The organism is Rugosimonospora africana, assembly GCF_016862975.1.
Taxonomy (GTDB): Bacteria; Actinomycetota; Actinomycetes; order Mycobacteriales; family Micromonosporaceae; genus Rugosimonospora; species Rugosimonospora africana.
This window is the reverse complement of sequence record NZ_BONZ01000103.1, coordinates 1-22,865: the sequence shown is the minus strand read 5'-3', so window position 1 is coordinate 22,865 and position 22,865 is coordinate 1. Positions and strand designations below refer to the sequence as shown.

The 22,865-nt window shown below is 68.7% G+C and carries 13 protein-coding genes and 1 pseudogene; 10 read left to right on the top strand and 4 right to left on the bottom strand.

Going from position 1 to position 22,865, the window contains the following annotated elements; all coding sequences use genetic code 11:
- Positions 1-45 precede the first annotated feature (45 nt).
- The 5 genes from Raf01_RS43980 to Raf01_RS43960 are packed head-to-tail and all read left to right on the top strand — an operon-like array spanning position 46 to position 8,848.
- Positions 46-2,865, top strand: a complete 2,820-nt coding sequence (locus tag Raf01_RS43980) for a Z1 domain-containing protein (RefSeq protein WP_203924109.1) — start codon at positions 46-48, stop codon at positions 2,863-2,865.
- Positions 2,865-3,869, top strand: a complete 1,005-nt coding sequence (locus Raf01_RS43975) for a PD-(D/E)XK motif protein (protein WP_203924108.1) — start codon at positions 2,865-2,867, stop codon at positions 3,867-3,869. Before Raf01_RS43980 ends, Raf01_RS43975 begins: the two co-directional genes overlap by 1 nt.
- The gene (locus Raf01_RS43970) at positions 3,866-5,878 is read left to right on the top strand and encodes an AIPR family protein (protein ID WP_203924107.1); all 2,013 of its coding nucleotides are present in this window, start codon (positions 3,866-3,868) and stop codon (positions 5,876-5,878) included. Before Raf01_RS43975 ends, Raf01_RS43970 begins: the two co-directional genes overlap by 4 nt.
- Positions 5,879-5,921: 43 nt before the next feature.
- Positions 5,922-8,186: a sigma factor-like helix-turn-helix DNA-binding protein gene (locus Raf01_RS43965; RefSeq protein WP_203924106.1), complete on the top strand. Its 2,265-nt coding sequence runs from the start codon at positions 5,922-5,924 to the stop codon at positions 8,184-8,186.
- Positions 8,183-8,848 (top strand): hypothetical protein, encoded by a 666-nt coding sequence (locus Raf01_RS43960; RefSeq protein ID WP_203924105.1) that lies wholly within the window; start codon positions 8,183-8,185, stop codon positions 8,846-8,848. The genes Raf01_RS43965 and Raf01_RS43960 overlap by 4 nt, the downstream gene beginning before the upstream one ends.
- A 285-nt stretch (positions 8,849-9,133) precedes the next feature.
- Here the strand turns inward: Raf01_RS43960 and Raf01_RS43955 are convergent, their stop codons facing one another.
- Positions 9,134-10,258, bottom strand: coding sequence for a hypothetical protein (locus Raf01_RS43955; RefSeq protein ID WP_239134449.1), 1,125 nt, complete (start codon positions 10,256-10,258; stop codon positions 9,134-9,136).
- Positions 10,255-10,770 (bottom strand): DUF4365 domain-containing protein, encoded by a 516-nt coding sequence (locus Raf01_RS43950; protein WP_203924104.1) that lies wholly within the window; start codon positions 10,768-10,770, stop codon positions 10,255-10,257. Before Raf01_RS43950 ends, Raf01_RS43955 begins: the two co-directional genes overlap by 4 nt.
- A gap of 159 nt (positions 10,771-10,929) precedes the next feature.
- Between Raf01_RS43950 and Raf01_RS43945 the strand changes: the two genes are divergently transcribed.
- The 4 genes from Raf01_RS43945 (at position 10,930) to Raf01_RS43930 (ending at position 15,517) form a co-directional block, all read left to right on the top strand.
- Entirely contained in the window at positions 10,930-11,394 is a 465-nt protein-coding gene (locus Raf01_RS43945; RefSeq protein WP_203924103.1) for a hypothetical protein, read from the top strand.
- A gap of 524 nt (positions 11,395-11,918) precedes the next feature.
- Positions 11,919-12,275 carry a hypothetical protein gene (locus Raf01_RS43940; RefSeq protein WP_203924102.1) on the top strand — a complete coding sequence of 119 codons (357 nt, stop codon included), beginning with the start codon at positions 11,919-11,921 and terminating at the stop codon, positions 12,273-12,275.
- A gap of 1,272 nt (positions 12,276-13,547) precedes the next feature.
- On the top strand, positions 13,548-14,021 hold the full coding sequence (locus tag Raf01_RS43935; RefSeq protein WP_203924101.1) for a hypothetical protein: 474 nt from the start codon (positions 13,548-13,550) through the stop codon (positions 14,019-14,021).
- On the top strand, positions 14,018-15,517 hold the full coding sequence (locus tag Raf01_RS43930) for a hypothetical protein (protein ID WP_203924100.1): 1,500 nt from the start codon (positions 14,018-14,020) through the stop codon (positions 15,515-15,517). Before Raf01_RS43935 ends, Raf01_RS43930 begins: the two co-directional genes overlap by 4 nt.
- A 632-nt stretch (positions 15,518-16,149) precedes the next feature.
- Here the strand turns inward: Raf01_RS43930 and Raf01_RS43925 are convergent.
- Both Raf01_RS43925 and Raf01_RS43920 read right to left on the bottom strand, forming a co-directional pair.
- A pseudogene (locus Raf01_RS43925) lies at positions 16,150-17,546 on the bottom strand (IS1380 family transposase).
- A 95-nt stretch (positions 17,547-17,641) separates the two neighbouring features.
- Positions 17,642-18,142 (bottom strand): DUF2716 domain-containing protein, encoded by a 501-nt coding sequence (locus Raf01_RS43920; protein ID WP_203924099.1) that lies wholly within the window; start codon positions 18,140-18,142, stop codon positions 17,642-17,644.
- A gap of 367 nt (positions 18,143-18,509) precedes the next feature.
- Here Raf01_RS43920 and mobF point away from each other — a divergent pair, with 367 nt between their 5' ends.
- The gene (gene mobF, locus Raf01_RS43915; protein ID WP_203924098.1) at positions 18,510-22,823 is read left to right on the top strand and encodes a MobF family relaxase; all 4,314 of its coding nucleotides are present in this window, start codon (positions 18,510-18,512) and stop codon (positions 22,821-22,823) included.
- Positions 22,824-22,865 lie beyond the last annotated feature (42 nt).

The following is a 22,865-nucleotide window of genomic DNA, read 5'->3' as shown; positions in this document are numbered from 1 at the left end:
CCACCCGAGGTGTCCGCGGGACACCGCACCGACCTGGAGGATGCCATGACCGCGCCCACGACCGGGGACGACGACGCCTTGCGGCAGGCCGTCCGCCTCGTCCTCGCCGCCCTGCCCCAGGACCGGCAGCCGACCCCGCAGGAGATCGACTCCAGCATCGACGCCGTCCACAGGCTGCAGCAGACCCTGGGGCACCCCGTCGACCGTCAGGCACTCGCCCGCGAGATCCAGGCCAGGGTGGCGGTCTGGCAGGATGACGCAGTCGGCCTGACCAACGCCGCCGACCACCGTGAATGGCTCGCCGAGGCGAAGGTCGAACGCGGATGGGAGTTCTGGGACCGCTACCGCCGCTACCTCGAGGACGTCCGCATCATGGCGCCCCAGGTCGTGCGACGCCTCGACCAGAGCACCGACCGGATCCTGCGCCAGCTCGAGGACCCGCAGCGCGACGGCCGGTGGCGGCGCACCGGCCTGGTCGTCGGCCAGGTCCAGTCCGGCAAGACGGGCAACTACATCGGACTGGCCGCCAAGGCCGCCGACGCCGGATACAAGCTCATCGTGATCCTCGCCGGCATCCACAACAGCCTGCGCAGCCAGACCCAGCTGCGCGTCGACGAGGGCCTGCTCGGCTTCGACACGCAGTACCAGCAGCGCTACGACCAGGACACCAACAGCGCACGCATCGGCGTCGGCGCGATGCCCGGCGTCAAACGCCTCAAGATCGCATCGCTGACCAACAGCGCCGAGAACGGCGACTTCCGCCGGCAGGTCGCCGCCAACCTCAACCTGCCGATCGGTGACTACCCCGTCGTCCTGGTCATCAAGAAGCACCGCAGCATCCTCGAGTACCTGCGCCGATGGATGATCGAGGTCGAGGGCGAGGCCACCGCCGGAACCACCGAGAAGATCGTCCACGACGTTCCGCTTCTGGTCATCGACGACGAGGCCGACCACGCCTCCGTCGACACCAGCAGGGACGACGACACCGACCCCTCCACCATCAACAGGTCGATCCGTCACCTGCTCAACAGCTTCGACCGGGCCGCCTACGTCGGCTACACCGCCACCCCGTTCGCCAACATCTACATCGACCACGACGCCGACCACGACGTCTTCGGCACCGACCTGTTCCCCGACAGCTTCATCGAGAGCCTGCCCGCCCCCTCGAACTACCTGGGCCCCGAACGGGTCTTCGGACTGCGCGCCGACGACCCCGACGAGACCAGCATCGAGCAGCTGCCGATCTTCCGACCCGTCGACGACCACGACACCTGGATGCCGCAGCGCCACAGGAAGGACTGGACGCCCCCCGAGCAGCTGCCCACCTCGCTCGAAGAGGCGATCGACTCCTTCATCCTCACCTGCGCCGCCCGCCGGGCCCGCGGACAGGTCCGGGAACACAACTCCATGCTCATCCACGTCACCCGCTTCCAGGCCGTCCAGAACCTGGTCCGCGACCAGGTCGACGAGTACGTCGGGCTGCTGCACGACCGGCTGCGTGACACGAAGGGCGACCAGGCCGACCGGGCCCTGACCCGGTTGCGCGAACTCTGGCAGCGCGACTTCACCCCCACCACCGCCGCGTTCCCCGCCGACGAGGCCCCACCGGTGCCCTGGGACCGCGTCGCCGCGGAACTGCGTCCCGCACTCGCGAAGATCGACGTCCGGGCGATCAACGGCACCTCCCGCGACGCCCTGGAGTACTACGAACACCGGCGCACCGGCGTGTCCGTGATCGCCGTCGGCGGCGACAAGCTCTCCCGCGGTCTGACCCTGGAGGGCCTGAGCATCAGCTACTACCTGCGTTCCTCCGCCGCCTACGACACCCTCCTGCAGATGGGACGTTGGTTCGGCTACCGCCCTGGCTACGAGGACCTGTGCCGGCTGTACACCTCGCCCGACCTGCTCGACGCCTACGTCGAGATCACCGCGGCCGACAACGAACTGCGCCGCGACTTCGAGGAGATGGCCGCCCTCGGCGAGACCCCCGAACGGTTCGGGCTACGGGTACGGGCCTCCTCCGCCGGGCTCGCGGTCACCGCGCCGAACAAGATGCGCCGCGGAATCAAGGTCCGGCTCAGCTACTCCGGAGAACTTCCCGAGACCACCATCTTCGACCTGCGTCCCGCGACCCTGGACCACAACCTCACCAACCTCGACAACTTCGTGCGTCTGCTCGACAAGAACCACGGCGGGCGCACCGACGGCGGCAGCATCGTGTGGGAGAACGTCACGCCCCAGGACATCATCGAAGGCTTCCTCGACGGATACCTGCCCGACCGCGGCTCGTACCGGGTCCGACCCGCGTTCATCGCCCAGTACATCCGCCTGTGCGCGGCCAGACAGGAACTGTCCCGATGGACCGTCCGGCTCGTCGGCACCCCCCAGGGGAAGCCGGCGACCGTCGGATCCCGCGACGTCCGCCTCGTCACCCGCACCGAGAGCCGCGACATCACCGACGACCGCTACACCATCCGCCGTGTGCTCAGCCCCGCAGACGAGAGCCGGGACCTCAGCGACGAGCAGCGCGACCGGGCGCTGGCAGGCACCAGGAAGGTACGCCGCCTCAAGGCCGAACAGACCAGCAGACCGTTCAAGGAGCCCGACGTCCCGACCGGCCAGCCGCTACGCCGGGTCCGGACGGTCGACCAGCCGCTGCTGCTCATCTACCCGCTCATGCACCCGGAACACATCATCCGCACCGGCCACACCGAGGACTGCGACAGGTGCGCGGACGCCACACCGGTCGTCGGCTTCGCGATCAGCTTCCCGTTCTCCGAACACGCCTCGGAGACCGAGTACGTCGTCAACGAGATCTGGGCCCAGCAGGAGATCGACGACTTCGACGACGGGGACGACGAGTAGTGCGGATCGACGAGGACGCCTGGCGGCAGCTGGAGTCCGAACACCACGCCGCCGGGATCGTGACCCTCCGGCTGTTCCCCAGCTCACCGCAGGACATATTCCTGGCCGTCGAGCAGCCCACCGGGCAGCGCATGCTGGTCATCCACGTCCCCAACGCCGCCGCGGAGGCACAGGTGCGCCACGGTGCCCTGCCCGTCACCCGTGGACTGACCCTGCGGTTCACCCCCGCCGGACCCGGCCGACGGGACCTGCAGGTCATTCTGACCGCGCAGGACCGCCGGGAGGTGTTCAACCCCCTCGTCACCGACATGGCCGGTGTCGCCGCGGCAGCCGTCGGTCCCGCCCAGGCCCTGCGCGCCGCGGTCCAACGGTTCGAACACTGGCGGCACCTGCTCCAGTCGGTCGCCGACACCGGACTGGACACACCCGCCCGCCGCGGCCTCTACGGCGAACTGACGATCCTGCGCACCCACCTGCTGCCCCACCTGCCCGCCGACACCGCGGTGGACGCCTGGACCGGCCCCACCGGCAGCAACCAGGACTTCCAGCTGGAATCCGCCGCCATCGAGGTCAAGACCGGCACCGCCGTGGCACCGCAGAACATCGTCATCGCCAACGAACGACAGCTCGACGACACCGGCGTCGACCGGCTCCTGCTCGCCCACCTGTCCATCGACGAACGACGCGGCGGCTCAGGCGAATCCCTCAACACCGTCATCGACACCATCCACACACTCCTGACCGGCGCCGCCGCCCGGGCCACGTTCGACGACCTGCTCACCCGCGTCGGCTATCTCCCCAGCCAACGGCACCTCTACGACGAACCCCGCTACACCGTCCGGGACACCCGGTTCTGGCACGTCGCCGACGGTTTCCCCCGCATCACCGCGACCGACCTGCCGGCCGGCGTCGGCGAGTGCCGCTACCGGCTCAGCACCGTCGGACTCGACCACCACCGCGTTCCCGCCGAACAGGTCGCCCAGGCCGTGAAAGGACAGACGTGACCCAGCTCGATGCCGACTCCTACGCCCAGGAACTCGTCGCCGACGTCCTGGCCACCGCCGAGGCCGAGAACGCCACCGCCCCGGACACCTTCACCCGACGCGTCCTGGAGGACCTCGAACAGGCCGGCGAGGTCGAGAACACCTTCATCGCCTACCACCGCGCCCACGGCCTCGAGGTCAACGGGTACGGGTCCAACGAGTCCCTGGGCACCCTCGACCTGTTCATCACCCACTTCAGCCTCCGCCCGCAGGACGAACGACTCACCCGCACCCAGGCCGAGACCCTGTTCCGGCGACTGACCACCTTCCTGCGCCGCTGCCGCGACGGACTCGCCCGCGACATCGAGGACTCCAACGACGTACGCGACATGTGCCTCGCCGTGCAGAAGGCACTGTCCGACGCCCCCCGGATCCGGCTGTTCCTGCTCACCGACACCGTCAGCTCGGTACCCACCATCCCCCCGACCGAATTCGAGGGCCTCGCGGTCACCCACCAGATCTGGGACCTGACCCGGCTGCACCGCCTCGCGTCGTCCGGCACGCTCAGCGAACCGATCGCGGTCGACTTCGACCCGCCGCTGCCGTGCCTGGCCACCAGCCGCGCCGGCGACCAGGACTACGCGGTGTTCCTGTCCATCATCCCCGGCCGCCACCTCGCCGACCTCTACGCCCGTCACGGCACCCGGCTGCTCGAACTCAACGTGCGCTCATTCCTGCAGACCAAGGGCGGCGTCAACCGCGGCATCCGGGACACCCTCCTGCACAACCCCGACCGTTTCCTCGCCTACAACAACGGGATCACCGCCACCGCCTCCCGGGTCGAGTTCACCCGCCTGCCCGAGGGCGGACAGGCGATCAGCCGCATCCACGACCTCCAGATCGTCAACGGCGGACAGACCACCGCCTCGATCCACTACGCCCACACCCGCGACGGCGCCGAACTGGACCGGGCCGACGTCCAGATGAAACTGACCGTCGTGTCCCCCGACCGGCTCCAGGAGATCGTCCCGGAGATCTCCAGGTACTCCAACACCCAGAACAAGGTCACCGTCGTCGACTTCAGCTCCAACCACCCCTGGCACGTCGGCATCGAGAAGATCACCCGCTCACTGCTGGCACCCGCCGTCGACGGCAGCGGACAGGACACCCGCTGGTTCTACGAACGCGCCCGCGGCCAGTACACCGACGCCCTGGCCCGCGAACGCACACCCACCAACCAGAAGAGGTTCAAGGCGCTGCACCCGCTCAGCCAGAAGTTCACCAAGGCCGACGCCGCCAAGTACGCCCACTGCTGGGCCGGCCTGCCCCACCTCGTCAGCCGCGGCGCCGAGAAGAACTTCCGCGAATTCATGTCCCGCATGGGCGAGGACATCCCGACCATCGACGTCAGCTACTGCCAGCGACTGATCGCCAAGGCGATCCTGTTCAAGGCCACCGACAGGATCGTCGCCGCACGCGACTTCGGCGGCTACAAGATCAACGTCGTGGCGTACACCATCGCCCGCCTCGCCGAGGCCACCACCCGCCGCATCGACCTCGACCGCATCTGGCGCGAACAGGGCATCAGCGCCGCCCTCACCGACGCACTCGACACCCTCTGCGCACCCGTCCGTGAAGCCGTCGTCAACCCGCTGCGCGGAGGAACCAACATCGGCGAATGGGCCAAACGCCCCGACTGCTGGGAGACCGTCCTCGCCACCCCCTGGACCGTGCCCGACGACCTCGCCGCCGAACTGACCGACAGCCCCGTGCAGGACAGCGCCGGCACGGCCACCGACGACACCACCCACGGCGACGTCGCCGCCGTCATGGCCACCCCGGCACCCGACTGGTTCGCCGTCGCCCGCTGGGCCAAGGAGACCCAGAACCTCCACCCCTGGCAGCGCCAGCTCGCCGACACCGTCGGCCGCTACGTCAACAACGGCTGGACGGTCACCGACCGCCAGGCCCACCAGGCACTGCTGCTGATGACCGAGGCGCAGCGCCTCGGATTCCACAACGCCGGCTGAACCCAAACCCGCACCCCACCGACCGCGGCACCACGAGGAACCGATGACCGAACAACCCGACGACCTGCCACCCGACGCGTACCACGACACCGCCTGGCCGCAGATCCTGCCGTGGCTCGCCCACCACGCCCCCGACACCACCCCCGAACTCGCCGTCGCGGCACCCTCACCGGACTGGTGGCTCACCGAGTCACCCGCAGTCACCACGATGGCCGTCGACCACGACGACCTCTGCCGACGCCTCGCCCGGCTGTTCATCACCCGGCACCCCGACACCACCTTCGACGACGCGTTCCCGACCCTGCCCGTCCGCCTCCCCCTGGCCGCACTCCGCGCCGGCGCCCGGGCCCGGACCGCCTTCCAGCGCCTGCAGCTGCACACCCTCGGAGACGTCGTCAAACTCCGCGTCCACGACCTCTACGCCGTCAGAGGAACCGGACAGGGCACCATCGAGGACATCACCACCACCCTCGTCTCCGCCGCGATCACCCGACCCGCCGCACTCGGCGCGACCGCCTACGACAACGACCCCGACACCACCACACCGTCACCCGCCGAAACCCTTCCCCCCGCCCAGGCCCAGCTGCTCGAGGACCTCGAACAGCTCGCCGCATGGCGCCACATCCGACGCAACGCCGAACAGCCGCTGTTCAACCTCGCCGTCGAGGACGGCGCACCCGAACAGATCCAGGACCTCGTCACTCGCATCAACTCCCTGACCGCAGCCGACATCGCCCCCCAGCCCACCCCACCCGACCCGATCCTGGAACTCACGGCCCTGCTGTCCCGGCTCGACGAACGGCAGAGCCTCGTGCTCCGCGAACGGATGATCGCCACCGATCCCCGGCGACTCGCCGAACTCGGCGCCCGGCTCGACATCAGCAGAGAACGCGTCCGCCAGATCGAAAGCGGGATCAAGGAACAGCTGACCGGCGCCCTGCACTTCGGAACCGCCACCGGCAACCTCCTGGCCAGCCTCCACGTCGAGATCCAGCCCATCGCCCGACTCGACCGGCTCATCGATCTGCACCCCGAACTCGCCCGCGACGTCCCCGGGTTCGACGCACCCCTCTGGCTGATCCTCGACCGGCTCGACGACTACTTCGAGGTCACCGACGGATGGGCCGCCGCACCCGACGTCAGCTCCGCCGCCGACCGCACCCGCACACTGCTCGAGGACTTCGCCGACGGACACGGCCTCGTCGATCTCACCGCGGTCGCGGCCGCCACCACCATGCCCGTCACCGAACTGCGGGCCTGGCTGCAGCACTGCGGCCACCTCCTGCACGGAGACACGGTGCTGACCCGGACCCGCTCCATGGCCGACCACGCCGCCGGCCTGCTCGCCATCGCCGGGCAGCCCCTGCACATCGACGACCTCCACCAGCGCCTCGGCAGGGACCGCGCCCTCCGGTCACTGGCCAACACCCTCGCCGACGACGACCGCTTCATCCGGACCGACAGATCCACCTGGGCGCTGGCCGAATGGCAGGTCGAACAGTACACCTCGATCCGTCAACTGATCGGACGCGAACTGGACGCCACCGACGGACGCGTCGGCATCAACGAACTGGTCCAGTCCATCGCCGGACGCTTCAACATCTCCCCCAGCAGCGTCTACACCAACGCCAGCTCCGGCGAATACGAGATCGTCGACGGGATCGTGCAACGCCGAACCGACCCCACTCCGGCACGCAAGGAACCGGCCGCCACCCGGCGGCTGTTCCGCGACGGCGAACTCTGGAGACTACGCATCAGCGTCACCCGCGACCACCTGCGCGGATCCGGATTCCCGATACCGGCAGGAGTGGCCAACCTCGTCGGCTGCCGACGCGGCGACGTCGTCGAACTCGACTCCGACCTGGGAACCCAGAACATCCGCTGGACAGCCGCCCAACCATCCAGCGGAACCATCAAACGGTTCCTCGACGGACTCGACAGCCGGGAGGGCCAGACCCTCTTCCTCGAATTCCTGCCGGACAGCCGCTTCAACGTCCGCCCCGCCGACGACATCCCCGAGAACACGCCACCGCTGACGCAGGCACTCCGCCTGACCGGATCCGCCCCCACCGACGACCCGGACACCGCCCGGGCCCGGCTCGCCCACGCCGTCGGCCTGCCCGACGACACCAAACCGCGCAGAATCCTCAGCGCCTACCAGCAGCGCGGTGACGACGACATCGCCGGACTTCTCGAACAGGTGTGGACACGCCCCAGCACCCCGGCCCCCGGCACGCCCGACACCGGACCGACCGCCGGCACCACCATCACCGCGGACCCCAGCCGACCGGACCAGACCACGTCATGACGCACGACACACGTCACAGCACCTCCGACGACGCCTTCCGGCAGTGGCGCGACGCACTCCAGACGCTCACCGCCCGGCAGGACGACACCCGCGAATGGCGGCAACGCCGCTACCGGTTCGCCCACCGCCTCGGCCAGCAGCTCATCGCCGCCGACAGCACCGGAAGACCGGTCACCGGCCCCGTCCTCTACGGCGTATGGCTCAGATGGGGACTGCTCTACATCGGTCAGACCCTGCAGGCCGAACGCAGACTACGGGACCTGCCCGTCGGCGAGAGCCACCACCTCGCGAGCACCTTCCCACCCGAGATCTGGGACCGCGTCGTCGTCATCCGGTGGCCCGAACTGCCCGAGGCCGCCGCCCTCACCCACCTCCGACCCGACGAGACCGGCCTCGCACTCGAACACCGTCTGCAGTCGCGTCTCCAGCCACTGGTCAACTCCGAACGCCGCACCCCGGACGGCGGATGGCGGGCCGTCCTCTGGGCCCGGAGCCGCTCACGTGGGGCCCGCACAGCCCACCGCATCGACGACCTCTACGACGCGGTCCACAGAATCTGGACACAGGCCGCCCGCACAACCGCCGGCGACCAGCCCGACAACCCCGCGTTCCGGGTCGTCCGCCCGGAGACGCTGCTGTCCGAACCGGTCCACCACGACTGACACGGCAGACCGTACAGACCCGTACCGGACCAGTCGCAGCGTCCACCATGCCTACCGGACGGGACCGGCGGACCAGCGTCCGTCACGCCCGGACCAGCCTGGCCGCAGCCGACCACGAGGGGCCGGCGCACACCCCGACGACGGTCCGCAACGCACACCAGTCGCGGTCGTCCGCCCCGTCGAGCGACGCGGCATCGCCGACCGCACCCGGACCAGTGGCGCGGACAGCCGTCCGCCCCGGCAGACGACCGCGACGACCGGAGGAACCGGCACAGACCGAACCGGTCACGCGTCCGGCGAATCCTCCAGGATCTCGACGCGGGTGACGCGCTCGATATGCCCACGCACCGCGAGACCGGAGACCCGCACGCTCTGCCGCCGGCCATGCGCGGCGACGAGGCGCTGGTACAGACGATCGGGAAGCAGCACCCGCACGGACCGTTCCGACGAGCCGTAGACGGTCGAGATCGGTCCACGGATGGTCGCCTGACCACCCTCACCGGTGTCCCGCCGAAGCCCGCTGACCTTACCCTCGATGGTGGCCTCCCCGTCCGGAACGGCCACCTTGAGCTGATCGGCGGCCAGGCGCAGCACCTCGATCCGGCGCTCGTCGAATCGGAACGAGTCGGCAGGCACCGAGGTGGGATGCTGGCGCGACCAGTCGAATCCCACGTCGTACGGCACGCCGTTGCGGCCCAGCCTGGCGAGGGCGTCGCAGACGTTGGAGGACACGCCTTCGCCCGTGCGCCGCAGGAACCGCCCCAGATCGAACCTGCGGACCACCTCCCCCGATGCGACGTGACAGGCCCGGACCGCGCGATGAATCTGCAGCGACACCTGGCGGGCGAACGGCGGGGTGTCATCGACTCCGACCCGGGGCACCGCAAGGTGCGCCGCGATGGCCCAGCTTCCGGCGCGAGGCGTCCCGAGCCGCACGGTGCGGGCGAACTCGAGTACCCGCTCCGGCCGGCGGCCCTGGACCAGCATGGGCCCGTGGTGCATGAACGCGAACGTGGAGGACACGACCAGCTCCCGGATACCGGTCAGGGCGTCGGCCGCGTTGAACAGTGGAATCGTGCCGGAGGGCCCACCGGGCAGCAGCCGGAAGGACAACGTGTCGGCCCCGGTCGTCTCCAGATCGGTCAGAAGCAGCCGGATCGGACGCTCCTCGACGGCGGCGACGGTCGCGAGGAAGTCGTGCATCCGGCCCGCGTAGTCACGCACATTCCGGTCGCCCGGAAGGAGCACCTCGAAGTCGCCGTCGTCCTCGCTCCGCGTCCACAACGTCGCACGTTCGAGCTGCTGCGCCGGCAACCAGCCGGTCACCTCCAGGTACTGGCGCAGCGTCTCGGGCGGCAGCGAGGACGCCGCGCGCAGCTCCTCCGCGCTCGCCATGGCCGGGGGCGTCACGATGCCGGCACCTGCTGGACGGGGACAGGATGCAGAAGCGCCCGAAGCCCGCTGACGGTCAGCAGATTGCGCCTGGGCACATGGACGGTGACACTCCTCTGCACAGCGGGATCGACCAGCGGACGGTCATGCAGCGACGCCCAGTACCCACAGTGGTTCAGACGCATGGACGTCTCATCCACCTGCGCGAACTGACGGACATCCGCCGGCACGATCACCAGGAAGAGGTACCGGGGGACCGTGAACCCGGCACCGGCGAGGTTGTTGTAGTTGTCGACGTCTATCGGATAGTGCCAGTGCACATCGGTGCCCCTGGGGCTGGACCAGGACTTGACCTGCGCCTCGATCTTCGGGAACCGGGCGGTACCACGGGCGCCGGGGAAGTCGATCGAGAAGTCCACTCCGGTGTGGTCGACATCCTGCTGCCCCGCGATGAGGCCCGCGGCACTGACCAAAGCCCGCACGAAGCTCTCGCCAAAATACCCCTGATGGTTGAATCTGTTATACGTCATCTGCCTTGTCCCGAGGCGACATCGTACGCACTGCGTGGACGTAAAGATACTTGTCGTCACCGCACAGTGAAACCCTCCCCGCCGACGACCCGCAGCGGGGGCCGGACGTCGGGCGTGCCGGCACCCGCCGGCCGGCGAGCCGCCGGCACGACGAGGAGGGTGTTCCGTGCCCTGCCACCCGGACCCATCGATCGACGTGGCCCCGCCCGTCAGCGCATAATTTCTCTCGCGAAGCTGGAGGCAACGATGCATCCCGTACTGAGTGAGTATGTGAGACGGACCGGCCTCGACGAGGCCCGCTCCCGCCGCATGATCAACGGATTGCGTGTCCTGCAGGAAATCGCAGCCAACGGCCACCAGCCGATCACCTACAAGGTCTTCGCCGAGAAGCTGCAGCCCGGCCTCGCGCCGTTGGCCACCGGCGCGATCCTCGAGGACATCGGCGTCTTCTGCAATCAGGCGGGGTGGCCGAACGTCACCTGCTTCGTCGTGTCCGCCACCACCGGCGAGTGCTCGGACGGATTCACCAAGGTCTCCAACGAGAGCCCGGCGGCCGCCCGCGACGCCGCCTGGTTCGCCTACGCCGTCTACAAGAACGCGCCACACGTTGATGATGACGCCTGACCCACGGATCGCCGACACACGGACCCGGAACTCCGCCGTCTGCGCGTCGCGCCGGCCGACCAGAATATCCGCCGACCCACCGACGAGTGCCGGGCGGAGCAGCCAGGGGCCCACGGATGACGCCGGACATCGCCAGCGCGGTGCGACCGTCGCCCAGCTGAGGACGCCACGGCCCGACGCATCATCCACCAGAGCACCTCTCACCGTTCCGATCGACATCGACAGGCAGCTCCGCCGGCAGAGAGCACGTGTGCCAGGATGTCGACCACAACAGACACCACACCGGGTGCTGCCCTGATCCGGGCAGCGACGACGCATCGCTCGAGCCGGTCGGGGACGGACAGGCTCGACCGGCTCCTGCTTCGATCTTCTGGCCATGCAGAGCCACTGATCAGCGAGGCGGTATGGCATACACGCTTGAGGCAATCCTCGGACCGACGGCGGCACTCCGTACCGTGCTCGCAGACAGGACGTCGATCCCGGCGGCACTGGTACCCCTCCGCCAGAACACCGCCATGGTGCCCATGACGGACGAGCTGCATGACGCAGTCACGGACGGCGCATCGGCGCGGCCGCTGGGCTTCTGGAAGCTGCCGGGCGGATTCGACCGGATCCTGGCGGACTGGTCCTCGGCCGGCCCGATCGGTTACGTCGAGGCGGACTACTTCGGCGGCGTCGGGAGCCAGCGTGCCGTGCTGTGGCTGCACGGCCAACTTCTGCTCGGGCCGTTGTCCCTTGAGGAAGGCCGGCGCTTTCCCCCCGACGGAAGTCCGATCTCACAGATACTGACCCGGATGGGCATCGACCGCACCGGCCACCACGACGAATTCGACGCAGCAGGACTGTCAGCGCAACGCCAGACACGCGACTGGCTGCCGTGACAAACCACCCACCCGGACCTCGATCCTGTCAGGTACCCCATCCCCCACAGCCGTACAGCACCACCCCGATCGGGCAGCCCCGGACCCTCGGCCACACCCGCTACAGTAACCCCGCCGGGAGATCCTTCCGGTTGCTGTTGAAGAAGGCCGGGGTGGCCTTGCCAGCCGCACCCCTGGGTGCCCAGCCCCGGCCTTCGGCAATCTCAGCGACGGCAAGGCGAGCCGCAGATCACGCGGCCCCACAAGGCCACCGCGCCGCGCCCTGCGCCCCTTCATTGCCTCGCCGGGACGACGCACGGACCCATTCACGCAGCCGCACCTCGCTCAACCCGCACGTTCGGCTCCGCTCAGCCAACATGCCGGTCAGCTGAGAGTCGCAACGCGTAGCCGGCAACACCAGATTCCTCGGCTCAGCTGTTCGTCCCCGATCCCGTCGAGTCCGCCCGCCAGACCTGTCCGGCCGTCGGACACCCCGCCCCGCGCAGCCTTCCCATCGTGTAACCAGCCGATGAACCGTCGTTGCCCGACGGCAGCGGCAGACCATCCGGCAGCCAGCTCCACCGACTCCACGGTCTGCGCCGGATCCCAGCGGAATCTCCCGCCTCGCCGACGTAGCAAGAGGCACTGACAGACCGGTGAACGTGTCGAGCGGCGTAAGCCGCCCACCGCCGGTCATACACATCCCGCCGACTGATCGGCACAGCCTGTCCGCGTCGCGCCCACCAACCACAACAACCGTCTACCCCGGTCCGCCGTGCCCACGACCGCTGCTCCCGCGGACACCGGGAGACCCGGCAAAACCCACGCCGGCCCTCCCTGCCAGCTGACCGCCCGGTCACCCTTCGGCCTCAAGGCCGGCCAGGCCAGGAAGAACCGCCAGGAGCCGCTACGCGGCCGATCCTCGTTCGCCCCCGGCGTCGCACCCCGGCACCTCCCGATCAAGGGCACACAAAACATCTTGGCCGCAGGACCACCGGCCAAGATCTTTTGCTCTTCGGCCCTTGACCGCGAGCCTCCGCCGGGATGCACCGGCGCCGAACACGGCGGCGGCAAAGGCCGCCGCCCCGCATTCCGGGGGCGACCAGAAACCCAGGCCGCTCACGGCGACACCAAAGCGCACAGCACCCGACCAGAACGCCGGCGCACCACATCACGGAAAGGCCACCACCGGAACCGCTTCACACGACGCACCCCAGACCCGAACCGCCAATCCCCGGCCGGACGGCAAACCGGCCAAGGGGCCTCAACAACAACCGACCCGAAGGAACCCCAATGATCCACGAGGCCAAAGCGTCAGGGCCCTACCTGACCGCAGCCCTATCAGCACGCACAACACAAGTCATCCCACTACTGAACACCGCACTGCACCACACCAACGACGCCATCACCACCCTCCACCCCTGCTACCACCAACCCACCTGGCCAACCGGACCACTCACCAACGAACACCAAGCCCGCACCATCCACACCGCCATCACCACCTACCGACGCGACACCGCCCAAGCCGGCCAATGGATCTGCCTCTGCCCACAAGCCGACCACCGCACCCTGATCCGGCTCGCCACCCACTGGCTCACCCTCTGGCAACACTGCGTCCGCTACGTCACCTACCCCGACCGGTACTCGCTGCGCCTCACCCGCCGCGCCGCCGCCCTCGTCGACGACCACGCCGCATGGGTCATCACCCACGACCCGGCCCACCTACTCGGCACCCACCCCACCACGAGCACCGGAGCCGACCAGTGACCGCCATCGACCCCAACGGCTACGCCTGCGCCACCTGCCGCAGCCCACTCAACGTCCACACCGTCGACGGCGCCAGCCACTTCGACCACCCCCACCCGCCGGCAGACAACCACCCACCCCGGCCCGTCCCAATCCACCACGTCGCCAACCTCGCCATGATCTGCGACTTCTGCTCCACACCTGACCCCCAGTGGAGCTACCACTTCGGCAACATCGACATCTTCGTCACCCTGCCGGGCGGAGACGCCCTCTCCGGCCACAACTTCGGCGAACGCTGGGCCGCCTGCACCCGATGCGCCAACCTCATCGACGCCGGAGACCAAGCCGGCCTCACCCGCCGCGCACAACGCAGAGCACGCCACTGGGGCCAACCATCCGACGCCACCGCCCACCTCGAACAACTCCACCGCGCACTGCTCGCCAACGGCATCCCACACCGGCAACCCCTACACACCGCCACCACCCCGGCAACCTCGGCGCCGGCAACCCCACAACCCAGCCCAGAAGGCCGACACATCCGGCCAACCAGCCTGCCCAAAGTCCGCGACCGGCTCACCAACTACTGGCGCCGCCACGCCACCACCGACCTCGCCACAGCACTCACTCCCGAACAGATCCACACACTCACCAGCCAACTCACACCCGACACCGACACACCAGACACCCGCTCCCCCATCGACCGGTACACCGCGCTCATGGCCCAACACGCCCACCACGCCACCCTCTACTGGATCGACCCCGACTTCACCGAACTCGCCCGGCACGCCGCCACCAGCCTCCACGAACTCCAGATCGCGCCACACGAACCACTCGCCCGCGAAGGACTAATGATCTGGAGCAACCCGATCTGCCACCCACCACTCGCCGGAACCACCCAGACAGTGCCCGTCATCGCCGCGCAGTGGGGAACCATCCCCGGCGGACTATGGCTCACCTTCTTCGCCCCCGCCGAAACCACCGGCACCCGCGCCTACACCGCGAAGGACCTACAGCAACTCCGCGAACGCGTCGGATGGCTCGCGCCCATCAGCATCGGCACACGCCTCGAATTCGACAAGCCATACAGCGCCGCCAACCCGCACACCCACGCGGTGCTCGCCACCCTCCTCGCCACCTGGCTCATCGCCGCCCAACCCGAAGCCCAAACCGACGACATCGAACCCGACAAAGCAATCCGCCGCGCCTACGCCCGCGCACAACGCCCCGCACCACCCGTGCGAATCGTCAAACTACGCGGCAAACAACGCCGCACCCCAACAACCCCCGACGCCGGCAACGAACCCACCAGGATCTACCGCAACCGCTGGTGGGTACCAGGATTCTTCCGCCAACAGCCCTACGGCCCCAAACAATCCCTACGCCGACGCCGATACGTACGCGGCCACTTCCGAGGCCCCGACGGAGCCCCCCTCATCCTCACCAAAACCGTCCGCGTACTCGGCAACCCCCACGCCGAACCCCCACCCCCAACCAACCCCCACGAAACCACCACCTGAGCCGACCGTTGTCCCCCGGCCCGAGCCGGGGGACAACGGCGCCCCGAACGCTCCGAAACACCCGCTCACCCCGGACCCGCCGCCGCCCCCACACCGTCACCGACACCGGCCGCACCCCCCGAAACAGTCCGCCGCCGCCCGCCCCCACGACCCACACCCAACCGCGCGACCGCCGCCCGAACCTCCGCCGCACCACCCCGCCTACGCGCCGCCCTAAACACCGCCACATCCACCCCCGCAACAGCCGCCGCCTGATCCACCGGCATCACCGAAGCCAACACCACCAACGCCACATCAAAACCCCGCTCAGCCCGGACCACCGCCCGGTCAAGCTCCAAAACCCGCCTCCTACGCCGAACCCGCGCATCCTCCACCACACGCTGCGCCACCGCCACCGCATCCAACGCCCGACGCTGCCGCCGCTGCTGCTCCCGCAACCGCTCAACCTGCTCATTAGTCGACCGACTCGCCATACCCTCACGCTAACCTCGGTCTTTCGCTAACTGTTGATCAAGGTTTCGTGATCGCGATGTCCGTGGCTGGGCGGTAGCTCAGGGCGGTGGGTCTGGTTGTGGCCCGGCGCGGTGGCCGGGTTCCTCCAGGGATGGCTGGTCGGGATGGCGAAGGCGGGTTCAGGTGATGGGTCGTGGTAGTGCGGCCAGCCGGGTGAATGCGGCCACCAGTTGTGTCGACCATGGCCAGTTCTCGGCGATCCGCAACCAGATTCGCCGGCCGGTGCGGGTGACGCGGGCGGCGACGTGTAACAGTCGGTAGCGCAGTTTCTTCGGCTCAGCGGTTGAGAGTTCTCCTTGCAGGAGAAGGGTTCGGGTCCAAGCGAGTAGGTCGATTCCGGTCAGGGCGAGTTCCAGCCACGCCTGATTGATCGCGAAGACGCGGGATGGGAAGCGGCCGAAGCCGGTGTCTTTGCCGCAGCGGATGCCGTCCTCGACGCGGGCGTGCGCGCGGTGGCGGGCTTCCAAGTGCTGGATCGAGCCGTGTCCGGCGGGGGTGTCAGTGGCCATGACTTGGTGGCGGAACCCTTCGATGGTGTCGAACAGGGTCAGTTGCGCGCCGGGGTGCGGGACCTCCCGGCGCACGATGAACCGGGTGCCATCGGGGTAGCCGTCGTCGGGCACCAGACCGCTGATCTCGGCGATCTGCGCGCCGTCGCGGGGTTTTCCATCGGTGCCGATCGCCGGGATCCACTGCTGGACCTTGACGATCGCGTCACGGATCTGTTCGGTGATCGCGACCCCCACGGAGAACCGGGCATTGATGCCGTGTTCTCGTAGGCCGCGGATGTGTGCCAGCAGGCCGTGGGTGCACCCGGCCGAGTCTGACCGGATCAGGATCGGGGTGCCATGCCGGTAGGCGTCGGGGATCTGCACCAGGGCCAGGTCGAGAACCGTGATGTGGTCGGCAGTGGTGTTCGACCCCGCGTTACCCGGGCGCAGGATCGCCGCCAGTGCCTCCCCGGTGGCGTCGAGGAAGCAGAATAACGGGTGGTACCCGAACGTGTGCTTCCACGTTGGCGCTGCGGACTCTTTCTCTGAATGGCAGATCACGATCGAGGCGTCCATGTCCAACACGAACGCGGGGATCGGTTGTCCGGCCGCGGTCGACACGGGCAACCGCCGCTCGTCTCCGTCCGCTGCGCCCAGGCCATCTCCCGCGCCGCGGCGCGCGCCGACCGCAGCCCAGCCAGCGCCTCGGCGTCGATGCTGTTCAGTACCCGCCACGCCGTAGGGTCCGAGGCAACTGCCCCGAACAGGCCCGGCTGGTTACGCAGCACCGCCAGGTCCGCGATCGTCTCACCACCGTCGGCGAGCATCACCGCCATATCCACAGCGACCCGACCCGGGTCGTGCCCGCCGCGGCGTTGACGCAGCGGCCCGAGCGCATCGCCGAAACCGCCGGCCAACCCGGTGATGTCCGCCAGATCGGCCAGCAGGCGGGTACCGGCTCGGCTCACCACGCCGCGTCCACCACCGGCAACAACGATCTTCGGGCGCGACCCGGTAGCCTTCACCGCGAAAGTGCCTTCCGTGCGGAATGATCAGGACCCTCAGCAAGTCCGATCGTTGCAGAGCGGAAGGCTCTTTCGCCTTACCGGGCCGCCTCCATTCAGGCGCGGCGTTTCACCGGCAGCCAGGCGGCGAGCTTGGGTACCAGCGACTCGACCAGCGCGGTGCCGAAGATGCACAGCGTCTGGCGCCAGGGATGGCCAAACGTGCCGACGGTCATGTCCTCGGTCAGGAAGATGTAGTAGTCCCCGTTGGGGAACACTTCCACCGGCCACTCCTGCTTGGGATGCAGCGCCTGTCGATGCGGCCAGAACCAGTGGCTGGGATGCTGCCAGTCGAGGACCAGCAGGCGCTGATCGGCCGAGAAGACCTCAGTCATCGCAAGCAGGGCCAGGGCGTTGAGCGCATCCTCACCGGCGGCGAACTGCGAACGCTGCCCAGCGAAGATCGGGCTCAAGTCGATGGTTACCGAGCCGGGCGGCTCGTCGATCCCTGTCCCGTTCTCCCGCGTCCTGGGCCGGAACCGGTACCGCGCATCGAACAGCGCCCAGAAGTCCTCGTACCTCTCGCCTGGGATCGTTTCCCACGCCGCCTCTGTCACCGCTGCACCGTAGCCGCCTGAAGGCCATACCGCACAGGCCGCTTCACCCGGCGGGTGCTACCCCCACACCAGCCGATCTTGGCCATGCGATCCAAGTCCACCCAGGCCAAGGGATGTTCACGTCTCAACGCTCAGCGCATCAACCGACCGGTAACGAAAGGCCGAGGCTAACCACCACCCCCCACCTCCACCACTCCCAAAGCCATTCGTTCACCACTAGTCACACTTTCTCAACAACCGTTCACCATTGACTGCATCGCCGTAACCAGCGCCTTCGGCAGTCCCTCTCGACCGGCCCTTGATGAGTAGCACACCCCGTGGCACTGACAATGTCGCAAGCTACAATTTGATCTCGTACGTTTGCCTCATGCTTTCCGTGACGAGAATTGCTCCAGGCGCTGGCATGGACTATCTGATGCGGCAGATCGCCGCCGGCCGGGAGGACTTTCGCCCCGCTCCACGCGGGTCACCGCTCGCGCACTTCACCCATCTGAATTCACAGGGCGAGGCGCCGGGATGGTGGGCCGGCCAAAGCAATCTCCTGTTCGGAGTAGAAGGACAGGTCACCCATCAGGAGGCCGACCGTCTGATCGGCAAGGGCCAGCACCCGGTGACGGGGCAACATCTCGGCCATCTGTGGCGAGCTTATGTCCCGATGACAGACGAGTATCGGAAAGAGGCCGTCGAACGGGCGTGGAAAGCACTGCCCGCCGACGCGACCTACGAACAGATCGCCACTGCATGGCTGCGGATCTGGACGATGCCGGAACGGCGCGCGGTCGCCGGATTCGACATCACCGTCAGCCCCGTGAAATCCGTATCGTTGTTGTGGGCGTTCGGCGACGACGCCGTCAAAGCGCACGTCATGGCTGCCCAGCACGCCGGGGTGCGCGCCGCCCTCGCGCACCTGCGCCGGCATGGCGCGTTCACCCGGCTCGGCGTCAACGGGGTCGTGCAAGCCGACACCGATGGCCTGGCCGCGATGGTCTTCGACCACCGGATGAGCCGGGAGAAGGACCCTCAGCTGCACTCGCACATCATCGTGTCATCGAAGGTTCGCACCGTGAACGCCGATGGCCGCGAGCGGTGGCTGTCCCTGGACAGCCGGGCGTTCTACCAGGCCACCATCGCCGCCCGAGTCGTCTACGAACGTGCGGTGGAAGGCGAACTGGCACGCCGGCTCGGGGTGAGCTTCACGGCCCGTCCGGGCTCGCCGATCCGCGAAGTGGTGGGCATCAGCCCGGCGTCGATTGTCCACTACTCGAAGCGCCGGGCCGCGGTCGAGGAGGAGATGCGCCATCGCACCGACGGCGCGGGCGGCATCCGCGAGCGGCTGACCGGACGTCGGTGGCGGGCCCGGGCCCAGGACGCGACTCTACGTACCCGCCAACGCAAGGATGGGCCCGAGTCCACCAGGGCGGCGGTGCGCCGCTGGCACTTCGAGGATCGCCACGCGGGGCTCGACACCGCCGCGCAGGTGTGCGACGTCGTCGTCGGCCGGGTACCCGATGAGATTGATCGGATCGCCCGCCAGGTGCTGCAGCGAGCCCGCCGCGCGGCGCCCGACGCTCGAGTCGACGAAGCGGACCTCGACAAGGCCGCAGCGGCACTCGGCCTTGTGGAGGGGCGGGAACGGGCCCGGGTGGTGGCCGCGGCAGTGCGGCATGATGCGGGCTTGGCGGTGCGTCGCGCGCTGCGGGATCTGGAGCAGCAGCGCGCGGTGTGGGGCCTCGATCACCTCGAGTTGGCGATCGGCCGGCACCTGGGTGTCGATCCCACGGACCCGGCGGGGCGGGACTGGCAACGTGTCGCACGGCTTGCCGTTCACGCGCTGAACACCGGTGCTGGAGGGTTGCGGGTGCTCACTCCCCCGGCCCTGATGACCTGGGGGTCCAGCCTGACTCGCGGCAGCGACCAGCAGCCGCTCTACACGCGTCACCGCGACCTGCGAATGACCACCAAGGCGGTTCTCACCGCCGAGCATGATGTCATCGCCTACGCCGCCAGGCGCGGTGCGACAGCGGCTCCGAACGCCGTCCTGGACCGAATCGCGACGCAGCTTGATCTGACTGCGGAGAAGCGCTCCGCGCTGCGGTTCATAGTTGGCGACGATCGGCGGGTCACCGGCGTCGTCGGTCCGGCCGGTTCCGGCAAGACCTACCTGCAGCGCGCGGTCGGGCTGGCTGCGCAGCAGGCCGGTGTCCCGGTACTGGGGTTGACCGTCGGGCAGAACGCCGCCGAAATCCTCACTTACAGCACCCGCGCAGGTGGCCTGACCGGCATCCGAACTGAGAACATCGCGATGTGGCTGCACGCTCAACGCACCCCGCCCGCAGGCAGTCAGCCTGGGCAGTGGTCGTTCCGGCCTGGCCAGTGGGTCATCCTCGACGAAGCGTCCCAGGCATCCAGCCGCGACCTTGCCGAGTTGGTGCGGCTTCTCAGCCCCGTTGATGGAAAACTCATCCTGATCGGCGATCCCGCGCAGGTCTCCGCCGTAGGCCCGGGCGGCATGTTCCGCTACCTGGCCAGCCTCGGTAACACCACACAGCTGCATGACGTGCGTCGATTCGCCGACGCGTGGGAGGGGCCTGCGTCACTGCGCCTGCGCGAGGGGGACACCACCGTGGTCGCCGAGTACGACCGCCGTGGCCGCATCCACAGCGGGCACCGCGAATCACTGATCGGGCAGATGCTCGACGGGTGGGCCGCTGACGTGCTCGCCGGCCGTGATGCCTTGATCCTCGTCGAGACCGAAGCGGAAGCTACCGACATCGCCGCGAAAGCCCGCATCATCCTGCGGCGGGCCGGAGTCATACCAGCCGGACAGACAATCAGCCTGGCCGACGGTACGCGCGCGGGCGTCGGCGACCTCGTCGTGACCCGCCGCAACGACCGGCGTCTCACCACGATGGGCGGGCAGAAGTTCGTCGCGAACCGCGACCAGTGGAGAGTGCTTGATGCGCGCGCCGACGGAACGCTACAGGTGCGGCATACCCGTACCGGCGATCTCACCCTGCTTCCGGCGGAGTATGTCGCGCAGCACGTACGCCTCGCCTACGCAGCCACAGTCGACTCCGCACAGGGCCGCACTGTGGACACCGCCCATGTCCTGATGGACGAGGACACCAACCGGTCCCGCCTGTACGTCATGATGACCCGCGGCAGCCTGATCAATCAGCTCTACGTGGTGGTGAACGACGAGCCGCCCGAAGGGCACCAGCCCACTGAGCCGAAGGCCGGGATCGCGGTCATCGCAGATATCCTGCGTCGCGAGGACACCGACCGGTCGGCCACTGAGACCGAGCAGACGCTGTGGGCCGACCACGACGCCCTGCACCACTGGGGCCTCATCTACGACGACTTGACTGCACGGGTCAACATTCCCCACTACCTGACTATCGTCAGTGCCGTGGCCGGACCGGGCGCTGCCCGTCGGCTGGCCGACGACCCCGCCATGCCCGTACTCGCCCATCGGCTGGCCAGACTCGCCCAGGCCGGCTACAACCCCGACGACGTACTCACCGCAGTTGCACAACAGCGGGAACTCGCAACTGCCCGCGATGTCGCCACTGTCCTGGCCTGGCGAATCGATCAGCTCTACAGCGACATGCCGCAGGACCCGGCCACCGCGTTTCGCGGGGATCCATCCGCGTCATTCAGCGCTGATAGCTCAGAAGCCGACCGTGAACTCGAACAGGCGCGCCGAGCAGTGGCGGCCATCTGCGACCGGCGCGCTCAAGGGCTCGCTGAACAGGCCGCCGAACTACGGCCGACATGGTCGCTGGCACTCGGTCCGGTTCCCGGACGGCGTGACGAGCGGGAACAGTGGCTCAGCCGCGTTCGTGTCGTCGCAACCTACCGAGACAGGTACCAGATCATCGGCGACGACCCGATCGGGCCTGAACCGTCCCACCGCGACCCTGGCCGCTGGGGTGCCTGGCACCGCGCCCAAACGGTCCTCGGCGTGGCCACCCTCGCCGGGCAGATCACCGCAGCCGCCGACACCGAGCTGCGATCCCTGGTCGCCGCGCAACGCGCCGCAGACGCCGCCGCACCCACCTACGTCGCCGGTGCTCTCCGCACGGCACACCTACAACTCATCGCCGCCGAGCAGCGTCACCGCGAACTCCGACTCGCCGTCGCCAGTGCCGAATCCAGCGCCAAGCGGCACGGCCACACCGCCGCCTCCGTCGCGCCACGCTGGTGGCATATCGGCCCGCTGCGAACCAGCGCAGCCGCCAAGCACGCCGCCGCCCAGACGACCGCCAACCGCGCACAGAGTCGTGTTGACGGGCTACGCCGCCAACTGACCGACGTGACAACGCAAGTCTCGGAGCGACGAAACGATGTCACCACGTTAGAGACCCAACACCAGGTCTGGGGCAGCTGGTACCAGCAGGCGCTGCCCACCCGGTACGCAGGTCTTGCGGCCGCAGCTGAACTAGCCCTCCGTGCACAGCGGGCCGCCAACGACGCCCGGGAGGTTCTCACGGCCGTCCGTGACACGACCGCTCGCGTCCACGCCGTGGCGGCCACCCGACCCCAACCACAGTCTCGTCCGGTACCCGAACGGCTCGCTCAGGCTGCGGAGGCCGCTCGGATTCGTGCCGCAATCCCCGCTATCCCTGAAGACGAAGCATCGGAACGTAGTTTGAACAACGAGCCCGAGATCGACCTCTAACGTCAAGCCCCGTCCAGATGTCGGCGGCCCGTAGATACGGCT

Coding starts and splice junctions, on each gene's coding strand:
- Raf01_RS43940 (WP_203924102.1), top strand. CDS start 11,919: ATGACGGACGAGCTGCATGACGCAGTCACGGACGGCGCATCGGCGCGG.
- Raf01_RS43935 (WP_203924101.1), top strand. CDS start 13,548: ATGATCCACGAGGCCAAAGCGTCAGGGCCCTACCTGACCGCAGCCCTA.
- mobF (WP_203924098.1), top strand. CDS start 18,510: ATGCTTTCCGTGACGAGAATTGCTCCAGGCGCTGGCATGGACTATCTG.
- Raf01_RS43950 (WP_203924104.1), bottom strand. CDS start 10,770: ATGACGTATAACAGATTCAACCATCAGGGGTATTTTGGCGAGAGCTTC.
- Raf01_RS43965 (WP_203924106.1), top strand. CDS start 5,922: ATGACCGAACAACCCGACGACCTGCCACCCGACGCGTACCACGACACC.
- Raf01_RS43960 (WP_203924105.1), top strand. CDS start 8,183: ATGACGCACGACACACGTCACAGCACCTCCGACGACGCCTTCCGGCAG.
- Raf01_RS43980 (WP_203924109.1), top strand. CDS start 46: ATGACCGCGCCCACGACCGGGGACGACGACGCCTTGCGGCAGGCCGTC.